This is a genomic window from Sporosarcina sp. NCCP-2222 (assembly GCF_023168145.1).
Taxonomy (GTDB): domain Bacteria; phylum Bacillota; class Bacilli; order Bacillales_A; family Planococcaceae; genus Sporosarcina.
The window spans coordinates 296,096-306,650 of record NZ_BQYK01000003.1; the positions used below are offsets into that span (position 1 = coordinate 296,096).

The 10,555-nt window shown below is 44.4% G+C and carries 14 protein-coding genes and 1 other annotated feature; all 14 genes read right to left on the bottom strand.

Going from position 1 to position 10,555, the window contains the following annotated elements:
• Nucleotides 1–312 (bottom strand): class I tRNA ligase family protein (locus NCCP2222_RS08250; protein ID WP_248511395.1); only part of this gene is annotated, 312 nt, incomplete at its 3' end.
• A gap of 82 nt (nt 313–394) precedes the next feature.
• Nucleotides 395–608, bottom strand: a binding site (T-box leader).
• 51 nt (nt 609–659) lie between these two features.
• On the bottom strand, nt 660–1,166 hold the full coding sequence (locus NCCP2222_RS08255; RefSeq protein ID WP_248511396.1) for a DivIVA domain-containing protein: 507 nt from the start codon (nt 1,164–1,166) through the stop codon (nt 660–662).
• 89 nt (nt 1,167–1,255) lie between these two features.
• Nucleotides 1,256–2,032 carry a YlmH family RNA-binding protein gene (locus NCCP2222_RS08260; RefSeq protein WP_248511397.1) on the bottom strand — a complete coding sequence of 259 codons (777 nt, stop codon included), beginning with the start codon at nt 2,030–2,032 and terminating at the stop codon, nt 1,256–1,258.
• A gap of 69 nt (nt 2,033–2,101) precedes the next feature.
• Nucleotides 2,102–2,389, bottom strand: coding sequence for a YggT family protein (locus tag NCCP2222_RS08265; protein ID WP_248511398.1), 288 nt, complete (start codon nt 2,387–2,389; stop codon nt 2,102–2,104).
• Between the two features lie 26 nt (nt 2,390–2,415).
• Nucleotides 2,416–2,859 (bottom strand): cell division protein SepF, encoded by a 444-nt coding sequence (locus NCCP2222_RS08270; RefSeq protein WP_248511399.1) that lies wholly within the window; start codon nt 2,857–2,859, stop codon nt 2,416–2,418.
• A 2-nt stretch (nt 2,860–2,861) separates the two neighbouring features.
• Nucleotides 2,862–3,548, bottom strand: coding sequence for a YggS family pyridoxal phosphate-dependent enzyme (locus NCCP2222_RS08275; RefSeq protein WP_248511400.1), 687 nt, complete (start codon nt 3,546–3,548; stop codon nt 2,862–2,864).
• A 70-nt stretch (nt 3,549–3,618) separates the two neighbouring features.
• A complete protein-coding gene (locus tag NCCP2222_RS08280; RefSeq protein WP_248511401.1) occupies nt 3,619–3,864 on the bottom strand; it encodes a PRC-barrel domain-containing protein in 246 nt (81 codons plus the stop codon).
• A 305-nt stretch (nt 3,865–4,169) separates the two neighbouring features.
• Nucleotides 4,170–4,952 carry an RNA polymerase sporulation sigma factor SigG gene (sigG, locus tag NCCP2222_RS08285; protein WP_375709175.1) on the bottom strand — a complete coding sequence of 261 codons (783 nt, stop codon included), beginning with the start codon at nt 4,950–4,952 and terminating at the stop codon, nt 4,170–4,172.
• 97 nt (nt 4,953–5,049) lie between these two features.
• On the bottom strand, nt 5,050–5,760 hold the full coding sequence (gene sigE, locus NCCP2222_RS08290) for an RNA polymerase sporulation sigma factor SigE (RefSeq protein WP_184206871.1): 711 nt from the start codon (nt 5,758–5,760) through the stop codon (nt 5,050–5,052).
• Nucleotides 5,750–6,604, bottom strand: coding sequence for a sigma-E processing peptidase SpoIIGA (locus NCCP2222_RS08295; protein ID WP_248511405.1), 855 nt, complete (start codon nt 6,602–6,604; stop codon nt 5,750–5,752). The genes sigE and NCCP2222_RS08295 overlap by 11 nt, the downstream gene beginning before the upstream one ends.
• 188 nt (nt 6,605–6,792) lie before the next feature.
• Entirely contained in the window at nt 6,793–7,962 is a 1,170-nt protein-coding gene (ftsZ, locus tag NCCP2222_RS08300) for a cell division protein FtsZ (protein WP_248511408.1), read from the bottom strand.
• A 43-nt stretch (nt 7,963–8,005) separates the two neighbouring features.
• Entirely contained in the window at nt 8,006–9,292 is a 1,287-nt protein-coding gene (gene ftsA / locus NCCP2222_RS08305) for a cell division protein FtsA (RefSeq protein WP_248511410.1), read from the bottom strand.
• Between the two features lie 95 nt (nt 9,293–9,387).
• Nucleotides 9,388–9,759, bottom strand: coding sequence for a small basic family protein (locus NCCP2222_RS08310; protein ID WP_248511412.1), 372 nt, complete (start codon nt 9,757–9,759; stop codon nt 9,388–9,390).
• A 2-nt stretch (nt 9,760–9,761) separates the two neighbouring features.
• Nucleotides 9,762–10,481, bottom strand: a complete 720-nt coding sequence (locus tag NCCP2222_RS08315) for a DUF881 domain-containing protein (RefSeq protein ID WP_248511414.1) — start codon at nt 10,479–10,481, stop codon at nt 9,762–9,764.
• Nucleotides 10,482–10,555: the final 74 nt, after the last annotated feature.

A 10,555-nucleotide genomic window follows, 5' to 3' on the forward strand; every position in this document is an offset into this window, starting at 1 on the left:
TGCCTGTTCAATCGGTAGGCCGTGAGTGTCCCAGCCTGGAACATACGGTGCATGGAATCCGGACATCGATTTATAACGGACAATCATGTCCTTTAACACTTTGTTCAGTGCATGCCCCATATGGAGATCTCCATTTGCATAAGGGGGTCCATCATGTAAAACGAAGAACGGACGTCCTTCCGTGCGCTTTTGCACTTTTTTGTAAATGTCCATTTCTTCCCACTTCTTCTGCATTTCCGGTTCTTTATTCGGCAAATTACCGCGCATCGGAAATTCCGTCTGCGGCATGAGCAACGTATCTTTGTACTCCATCAAAATTCCTCCTCGAATGTTATCAAATCATATTTGTTAGAAACCGCATTGAGCCCGAGAAACAAAAAAATCCCCGCCCCCAAAAAGGGACGAGGAATGAGTCTCGCGTTACCACCCTAGTTGCAATGGACGATTGTCCACTGCCTCTCAGCCACCGTAACGGGGTGTACCGGGATTGCGTTTCTTCAATCCGGCTCCAGAGTGATTTTCGTCTCCGTATCGACGTCCGGGCTTCCACCAACCCCGGCTCGCTATGCGTAAATATCGGAAAGTACTGTCTCTTTCAATGCCTGTCGTTCATTATATGCACATTATTATAGTTGTGAATGAAAAGAAAAGTCAAGCTTTCATTCCTGATCAGCAGCCGCTTCGAGCTTATCTGTATCTGGAACATATTCCATCAAGCGATCCCAGTCCTCAGTCTTAATTAAATCAAGCTGCGCTTCGATCAGCATTTTGAAACGGTTTCTGAACACTTTGGACTGTTTTTTCAAATCTTCGATCTCCAGAGCGATCCGGCGTGCTCTGGAAAGTGCCTCGTTAACAATTCGGTCTGCATTCTTCTCCGCTTCTTTAATGATCAGCTTCGATTCTTGCATTGAATTGCGCCTCACATCCTCAGCAGCCTCTTGCGCAATGAGGATCGATTTTTGGAGCGTTTCTTCGATTGAGTTGAAATGTGAAATCTGCTCCTTTGTTTCTTTCAGGTCACTTTTCAATTTCTTATTCTCATCCAAGACATTTTCATAGTCTTTCATAATCTGTTCAAGAAACTCGTTCACTTCATCTTCATCATATCCGCGGAATCCGCGGCTGAATTCTTTATTATGTATGTCAAGTGGTGACAGTGCCATCTAGTGGATCTCCCCTTTCAGGTATTCTATTCTATTATACATACTGGCAGGAAAGAAAGCAGTAGTTTTTCATGCGATTGTCTGAAAAATCATTCTAACTTACCAATATTCAGACGAATTTTGTCCTTCTTTGTCCTGCCTTCGATAGTCATAATTTTAAAACGGCCTGCTCCCCTGATCGAAATCATATCCAATTCATTGATCTCAAACGACGTTTGTTCACGAATCGTCCAATTGACTTTCACCTTTTCTCCATGAATTAGTGCAGAGGCTTTTTGTCTTGCACAATTCAGCAACGAAGCCACAATGACATCTAGTCGAAGCGAACTGACAATATGCAAACTTTCCAGCCACTGTTCGGTCGATGCTAACAATTTTTCCGGATTTTCGACAAAATCCAGCCTGACTTTAGAGCGGCCGACTGAATCGAAATTGGCTCGCAAATAGTCCTTCATCTCGTTTGCTGCCGCTAGCTGTGCCTGTCCATTTTCAATTAGGATATCGCCGAATTTTGACCGGTCGATGCCAAGCGCCATTAAAGAACCTAAGACATCACGATGCTCCAATTGAACAAACTTGGAGGGATAATGAATTTCAAATACTGAAATCTGGTAATCCTCTGGTGTAGGTTCATAATAATCCGGATATAAAAGGACGCGCTGCCTTTCCGCTTCTCGGAATCCTCCATCTGAGGAAGAGAGCAATCCGGCTCCTTGTGAGATCGTCTGCAATATAAAACGCTGCCTTGGATCTAAAAATCCTGTCAGCTTAGGAGAATAGGTATTCTCTACTTCATTAACCCAGCCAGACGCCATTTCGATGAAAGGCTGTTCATCTTTTCTGAAATGCTGAATGATCGAATCCATGTCGAAACTCCTTTTTGCTCTATATAGAAAAATCCTCACCCAATTGTGAGGACTGTATAGCTTTATCCATTAGAGAAGAGAATTTATTATCATCATGAATACCTGCGCAAGGCCTTTTCCGATAAGGTTTAGTGCGAATAACGCCACCAAAGGAGAAAAATCGATCATGCCAAAAGGCGGAATGAATTTACGGAAAAACCCTAAATATGGTTCAGCAAGTTTCCCAATCCAGATTCCGACCTTTGTTTCCCTAGAAGCTGGCACCCATGACATTAAAATATAGATCACAAGTAGAATACTGTAAATATTTATACCATACATAATTAGTTGAAATAGTTTAAATAGTAACACGGCCATTATGACTGTCACACCTCATTTAAATTCTATCGTTCAAAATAATCGGTTATAGAGCCGGCTACTTCGACGTTTTCTGGAACGCATAAGAAAATATCAGTGCCAATCCTTTGGATGTCGCCTCCGAGGGCGTAGACGGTTCCACTTAGGAAATCGACAATGCGGACCCCCTGATCTCTTTCGATCCGTTGCAGATTGACAACGACAGCACGCTTGTTCTTCAAGTGTTCGGAAATATCCTGTGCTTCCGCATACACCCGCGGCTCCACCAAAATAACTTTGGAAGATTTTTGAATGCTCTGCAAGCTCACGATATTGGCAGTCGGCTGAGGTTCGTTTGTAGTCTGCTTTCTAGTATTCACACGTTTAGGAGGTTCCTGCACTGGTTGCTGCACTTGGACGGAACGTTCTTGCTCAAATTCTTCTTCGTCCTCTAAATAGAACCATTTCTCGAATCTTTTCTTCATGCTCACTGTTATCCCTCACTCTCTGTCCCGACTAACGCGGTTCCGATTCTGACATGAGTCGCGCCTTCTTCTATTGCAATTGTATAGTCATTTGACATGCCCATAGACAGCAACTGGCATGGAGCATGGCCCAGCTGTTTTGCTGCCATTTCATCACGCAGCTCCCGCAGCGAACGGAATACCTGGCGAATGAAATTCGTATCTTCCGTAAAAGGCGCCATTGTCATTAAGCCAACAACACGGATTTTATCGTACACAGCAAGATCTTCTAAAAATGTCCCGACTTCATCAGGAGTTAGACCGGATTTGCTTTCCTCTCCTGAAACATTGACCTGGACAAAACAATCGACCGGGTGATCTGCCCGTTTCTGGATTTCTTTAGCCAAGCCGAGGCGATCCAAGGAATGCAAATAATCAATTTCAGTAATGAAATCCTTCACTTTTCTGCTTTGCACATTTCCGATGAAATGCCAGATGACATGATCTGTAATCGCCTGCCGCTTTCCTAGAAGCCCTTCAGCACGATTTTCGCCTAAATGAACAATCCCATCGGCGATAACTTCCTTTGCCCTCTCAGCAGAAACCTGCTTTGTCACCGCGATAACCGTAACGTCAGACCGCTGGCGTCCACTTCTTTCACAAGCAGCTATGATTTCTTGTTCAATATGATCAATTCGACTCTTGAGTGCGTCCATACAATTATCACTACTTTTCTTCTACTTTGCTTTATTGTATCAAGCAAACACGCACATATCAACGTTTAGCTTATCCGTTCTCACTTTTCCTTCCAATTAAAACGATATCTTTTCCGATTGTAACTACTTCTGCATACTTGACTTGTTTCAAATCTTTTATTTTAGAATCCGAAAAAAACGACCGCTCTGCACCTCCTACATGCAGTGAATCTACCTTTCCACTTTTAATGTCAATCGTGGCATCTTGGACAAATCCTAAAAATGATCCTCTTCTCACTTCGATGACTTCCTTCTTCTGCAAATCGGTAAATTTCATTGCCTCTCCTCCCTTCTTACTAAGATATGAAGGAGCCAGCAAAAAAAGCAATTAGACAAGAAGAAGGTTTTTATGAAAACGAAGCTGCAAAATGCGATTTTTAAGGAGCAAAAAAAAAAACAGATTTTCGAGGAATTGCACCAGCTCTTAGGGAACGAAAAGAAATACAGGCCAGGTGGGCATAAAAATTCATATCGTACGCATAATTAAAACGACAGCATGGCTGTTGCATGTCTTCCCATTCTTCTACAAAACCAGCCAAAAAAGGCGATTGGAATTATCCAACCGCCTCCAACTTGCTATATTCATTTTTTACTTTCCATGCCATCACGTATGATTTTGATTGCATTCTTCTCAAGACGGGAGATTTGGGCTTGTGAGATGCCGAGCTCCTTTGCAATCTCCGTTTGTGTCTGGCCCAGATAGAACCGTTTTGAAAGGATCAGCTGCTGTCTTTCACTCATGCCGGATACCGTTTCCTTCACAGCTACATAAGTGAGCCATCGTTCTTCCGAAACGGTTTTGTCCTGTAATTGATCCATAATGAATACCGGGTCGCCGCCATCACTGTTCATCGGCTCATGAAGTGACATAGGGTCTTGTATGGCATCCAAGGCAAATAAAATATCATCTTCCGGGATGCCGGTCGCTTCAGCCAAGTCCGATATCCGGGGTTCTTTTTGGTGTTCGTTAATATATTGCTCTTTTGCCTTGATCGCTTTGTAGGCAATGTCCCGTAAGGATCGGGAAACACGGATTGCATGATGATCGCGCAAGTGCCGTTTGATTTCACCGATGATCATGGGAACTGCATATGTTGAAAACCGGACGTTATGTTTCAAATCGAAGTTATCAATCGATTTCAGCAAGCCGATGCACCCGACTTGGAAAAGGTCATCCGCCTGTTCACCGCGATATGCAAAGCGTTGAACAAGGCTTAGTACTAATCGTAGGTTTCCGACGACAAGTTCTTCCCGAGCTGATTCGTCACCGTTTTGAAGCCGAATAAAAGTTTCTTTCATCACTTCGTTCGACAGTAATGGCAAGTTAGACGTATCGATACCGCAGATTTCCACTCTAGTACGCATCATTCGCTTTTCCTCCGCTTTCTGTAGATGACTGTAGTGGATAGTTTGTCCTCCGAATTACAGAATATGCGAAAAAGGGAAGCGCCAATTATAACCATCAGGCGATCGGATGGTTCAGCCGATCACGTAAATCCGATATGATTTTCTTCTCAAGCCGGGAGATATACGACTGGGAAATACCTAATAACTCCGCCACTTCCTTCTGCGTCATTTCAAGCTGTCCCGTCAGGCCAAACCGGCATTCCATAATATAACGCTCTCGTTCATCAAGCAGCATAATTGCTTCTATCATGTGCTGTCTTTCCAATTTTTTTTCGACATCATCAATTATAATATGTTCATCTGTGCCCAATATATCAGATAAGAGCAACTCATTGCCGTCTGCATCTGAATTCAGTGGCTCATCAAAGGAAATTTCTGATTTGGTCCGGTTCGTTTTGCGCAAGTGCATAAGAATCTCATTTTCAATGCATCGTGATGCATAGGTAGCCAATTTTATGTTTTTGTCGCTTTTGAATGTCTCAATCGCTTTGATCAGCCCGATTGTCCCGATACTGATCAAATCCTCGATATGAGTATTCGTATTGTCAAAACGTCTTGCAATATAGACGACAAGCCGAAGATTCTTTTCAATTAATGTATCTCTCGCTTCCATATCGCCTTCCATGAAAGCACGGATGGTCTGCGCTTCTTCTTCCCTTGTCAATGGCTTCGGAAGTGATTCATGGCCCCCAATATAAAAGGTGCCCCGTTTTCTCCGGAAAAAACTTGTTAAGATCGACAACCAACTCTTCAACTTATACCACATGCGCAGTTCCCCTTTCCTTTGATATGGACTCCATAGCAGAAACGTGTAATATTGCATCCGCCCCATCCGGATAACGATTGTCCTCTTTCGTCAGCACGAGATAGCCAGGTTGCAATTGATCACCATCATCCAATCTCCACCACTCGTACTTAAATCCGATCGCCCAGCTTACTCCTTGTACTGTAGTAAGTCGGATTAGTCGGATCCCTTTTTGATACTCAGCTGGAAAAGAACTTACATTAGCCAGTTTTTTCGGGTTCCATTGCTCGAGCGGGCCAATTAAATCCCTCGGAATCATCTGTTTTACCGCCCGATAGGAAACGAAATGTACCGGCGCTCCTGTCATCGGCTCTGTACAACTGTTTCCGGTGTCAATGAACACCTGTATCCGAATGTCTTGTTTCCATATTCGCAGTGTTGACATGCAAGCAAAGTCATCCATCTGCTTAGCTACACGCACATCCAGCCATTTTCCTTTAAAGATTGATAATGAAATGAAAGCAATAAGTGCACTAAGAAAGACAGAAAGGTAAGCCGGCATCGGGAAGGTTTGTGAGGAGTAGACGGTTAGCAGCCCCCCTGAAAATAAGGCACCCACTAAGACAATTCCTACCGCTTTCCTCCATACGGCCAAGGCTTTCCCAAAAGCACAAAATGTCATGAGCAGAAAGGAAATGATCATGCTAATGAAAGAGGATGAAAATAATGTGACGGGTAAGGCACCTGCAAAGGAGGCGAACCAAAGTCGTCCACGGGCGGCCTGCAGGTTCCCTGTCTTATTCGCAAAAGAAAGCACGGCAAAATTAAAAACCATATTAATCGCGATGATCAGCTCACCATACATGAACCACCCTCCCTTGATGGTAAGGATAACACTTGGCCTATGAAATGTTTGTCGGAATGAGAATTTATTTTCTTCGAATATTCGACAGGCCGCACGACATAATACTAATCCAGCCTCTTTCGTATCCTCGTAGTTACAGACAAAAAAGACTCCCAGCAGAAATAGCTGGAAGTCCTTTCATATCGTTTTTATTGTCTGCGCTGGCGATTCCGTAAGAACGTCGGAATGTCAAGCGCATCTTCATGCTGATTCGTTTGCTGCGGTTGCCGTTGTGGCTCGGATTGCGTGTGGTGTTGAAGCGGTTCTTCCCGTCTTGCAGGAGCAGCTTGCTGGGCAGGCTGCGCTTCCCGTTGACGGGTGCTGCCAAAACCTCCACCGCGGTTGGAACGCACTTGTGTAAGTTGCTCTTCGTTAAAACCTGTGGCAATGACCGTAACAATGATTTCGTCTTTCAGATCATCATTAATGACCGAACCAAAAATCATATTAACATCTTCATCAGATGCAGACGCTACGATATCGGCAGCTTCCTGTACTTCAAACAGGGATAGGTTGGAGCCGCCTGTTATATTCATGATGACGCCTTTCGCTCCATCAATTGACGTTTCAAGCAAGGGGCTGGAAATGGCTTTTTTCGCCGCTTCCGCCGCACGATTTTCGCCAGTCGACATACCGATACCCATTAAGGCAGAGCCTTTATTGGACATGATTGTCTTAACATCCGCGAAGTCCAAGTTGATAAGACCAGGCGTGGCGATCAAGTCTGAAATACCTTGTACACCTTGTCGAAGTACGTTGTCCGCCTCACGGAACGCTTCGAGCATCGGTGTATTTTTATCGACGATTTCAAGCAATTTGTCATTTGGAATGACAATAAGTGTATCGACCGATTCTTTCATCGCTGAAATTCCGCCGATTGCTTGAGTCGAACGTTTTCTTCCTTCAAAAGTGAATGGACGAGTCACAACACCAACAGTCAATGCGCCAAGATCTTTTGCCACCTGGGCGATGACCGGAGCTGCACCTGTGCCTGTCCCGCCGCCCATGCCAGCTGTAACGAACACCATATCAGCGCCGCGCAGCGCTTCCTCAATCTGTTCCTTGCTCTCTTCTGCAGCTTTCTTGCCAACTTCAGGATTGGCTCCTGCACCAAGACCTCTCGTGAGCTTTGCCCCAATTTGAAGTTTAACACTTGCGTGAGATAGCTTAAGCGCTTGCGCATCAGTATTGACCGCAATAAATTCCACGCCTTGCACTCCATGCTCAATCATCCTGTTTACCGCATTGTTTCCGCCTCCGCCTACGCCAATCACTTTAATGACAGCAAGCGAGTCGATATTTGTATCAAAATCTAGCATCCGTCTCTCCTCCTAGTTCTCTTAACAAAGTAAAATTTCGCAGTCACTCGAAAAATCCATCAAAGAATTTTTTCGTTTTGCTTATCAATGATGATTTCTTCTCTTTCGGACGGTCGTTTGCTTGTTTCTTTACATTGACTTGTCCTCGTTCAATTCCTTCATCCACCACAGTTGCAGGAGAGGATGGGGATACTCCGAAGTAAGCATCTTCCATGTAAGCATATCGGATGAGACCCACCGCCGTTGCATACATCGGTTCACGAACACCAATGTACTCTGGCGTATGAATTCTTACCCTAGTTTTCAAAACGTGGCGGGCCAGTTGTAAGATGCCCTCCAGCTTTGTTGTGCCGCCAGTCAAGACGACGCCACCCGGTAGATCACGGATGCCCATTTGATAAAACTCTTCGAGCACTAGGTCAAAAAGCTCCTCAAGCCGGACCCCAATGATCTCCGATATGTATCTTTGACTATACTGATCTTTAGAATCAGCTCCAATGACCGGAACTTCAAACAACTCATCATCGGACGCATCATCATAGAAAGCATGTCCATATTGATGTTTGATCTTTCTTGCTTGCTCTGTCGGTGTCTTCAAAATGATTGATAAATCTTTTGTAAGGTGGTCTCCACCGACCGGAAGAACCGATGTGGCAATTAGACGGTTGTCCCTAAAGATAGAAATTGTCGTTGAACCGCCGCCGATATCTATAAAAGCGGTACCGTGATTTTTTTCATCGTCCGTTAATGCAAAGGTGCCTGCCGCAAGCGGCTGCAAATAAATCTCCCGAATCGTCAGGCCAGCGCGTTCCACGCAACGCAATATATTATGCACTAATGTTTTTGATGTTGTAATTAACGTACCATCCATTTCAAGCCGGACGCCAATCATGCCGCGCGGATCTTTTATTTCATCATAATCATCCACAATAAACTGCTTTGGAATAATATTGACGATTTCTCGTTCCGGCGGGACAGACATCACTTGCGCGGATGTAATGACGCGACCTAAGTCATCATCCGTAATTTCACGGTTTTCGGAATTAACTGCGACGACTCCCTTGACGTCTTGCAAAATAACGCCATTCGCAGGAATTCCAAGGATCACATCTCGTATTTGCATACCGGTCATCCGTTCTGCCTGGTCAACCGCTTTACGGATTGACTGCACAGTCGCGTCAATGTCAATAATCGTCCCTTTCCGTATGCCAGCGGATTGGACATTGCCCACACCGATAACATGCAGGGATCCGCCATTGACTTCCCCGATCAGCACTTTGACGGAAGAAGATCCTATATCAAGTGATACATAGATAGTAGATTGACTCAATTACATGGCACCTCCCATAACAACTCTTACATTCCATTCTATTGTATTATAGTCGTATTGTCTAAATATTTTCGCCATCGGCAACCCAATTCCTTTCATTTCAAATCATTCGCCTCAGAAACCTTCCCCCGATCCGTCCATTTGGTCAGAAGGATCCTACGAATAACCGCTATATTTTGGAACAATCTGACTCCGAATGCAAATACCGCAGCCAAATACAGATCGACGCCCAAATGCACGCCAAGGAAAGCAAGAGCGGCCGCTAACGCGATGTTAAAGAAAAATCCGGATATAAACACTTTGTCATCGTAAATATGCTGGAGATGTGCCCGGATGCCGCCGAAAAGTGTATCCAATGCAGCCAATACCGCTATGGATAAATAGTTTGCATAAACTTGCGGTATTTGAATATCTGATAGAAGACCAAGCGATATTCCGAGCAACAGTCCTAATAACGGCAACCACATTGTCATTCCCCTTTCGGAAGTTCTTCTAAATACAGATTTTCAAATTTTTCTGGCCATCCTCGGATCGCTACCTCTTCCTGTGGTTCACTAATTTCCATAATCAGATTCTCCAAGTAAAAGTCATCATGGATGGATGAAGCCAGCAGATAATTATAGAGCTTTTCACAATCCTGTTTTGTTTGTGTCACAATCTTTATTTTGAAAGGCGGAGTGGCAACATCGAGTCCATTGACGGCCGTCATGCCGTTAATGTCGCGAATGGAACTCAGTATGGTATACCGTTTCCCATCTATCTCAAGATCATGCCCTTTGAATCTGTTCAAGTCGTTGACAAAACGGTTGAGCAAGTCTGATGAAATGCTCGTGATTGGCATTCCATACGCGATGCTTTCAGGAGAAGGCTTAACTTCTATAATGAGACCGGGTCCCTGTAAATCTGTTTCACCCGCTTGCTGACGCAGTTTATCCACCGTGTCCGCCAACGCTTTTCCCGTATTCTTTTCCGTCATCGTCTGATAGGACGCAATTGTCTTGTCCAACTCACGTATTTCTTTCAACAGTTCGGAATGCGTCTTTTTCTCCTCGGCCAATTCTTGGCGGATTGCCCATATATCCCTTGTATCACGTTCCTCAGGATGTTTGATCGTATTATATTGGATGGACACCATAAAGCCGATGATGAGCAGGACGACTGAAAATTTCCAACCGATCGATCTCTTCAATTGTTACCGTCCCCCCTTCTGCCCATTTTCTTATCTTTCATTCCGCAATGCAGGCAACCGGATATCTTTCAGCT

What these genes read in the sequence shown, in the direction of transcription:
- NCCP2222_RS08280 (WP_248511401.1), bottom strand. Translation starts at nt 3,864, where the DNA reads ATGAAATTTACCGATTTGCAGAAGAAGGAAGTCATCGAAGTGAGAAGA.
- NCCP2222_RS08265 (WP_248511398.1), bottom strand. Translation starts at nt 2,389, where the DNA reads ATGGCCGTGTTACTATTTAAACTATTTCAACTAATTATGTATGGTATA.
- NCCP2222_RS08295 (WP_248511405.1), bottom strand. Translation starts at nt 6,604, where the DNA reads ATGTATGGTGAGCTGATCATCGCGATTAATATGGTTTTTAATTTTGCC.
- NCCP2222_RS08275 (WP_248511400.1), bottom strand. Translation starts at nt 3,548, where the DNA reads ATGGACGCACTCAAGAGTCGAATTGATCATATTGAACAAGAAATCATA.
- sigG (WP_375709175.1), bottom strand. Translation starts at nt 4,952, where the DNA reads ATGCGTACTAGAGTGGAAATCTGCGGTATCGATACGTCTAACTTGCCA.
- NCCP2222_RS08310 (WP_248511412.1), bottom strand. Translation starts at nt 9,759, where the DNA reads ATGTGGTTGCCGTTATTAGGACTGTTGCTCGGAATATCGCTTGGTCTT.
- NCCP2222_RS08255 (WP_248511396.1), bottom strand. Translation starts at nt 1,166, where the DNA reads ATGGCACTGTCACCACTTGACATACATAATAAAGAATTCAGCCGCGGA.
- ftsZ (WP_248511408.1), bottom strand. Translation starts at nt 7,962, where the DNA reads ATGCTAGATTTTGATACAAATATCGACTCGCTTGCTGTCATTAAAGTG.
- NCCP2222_RS08260 (WP_248511397.1), bottom strand. Translation starts at nt 2,032, where the DNA reads ATGGATTCGATCATTCAGCATTTCAGAAAAGATGAACAGCCTTTCATC.
- sigE (WP_184206871.1), bottom strand. Translation starts at nt 5,760, where the DNA reads ATGTGGTATAAGTTGAAGAGTTGGTTGTCGATCTTAACAAGTTTTTTC.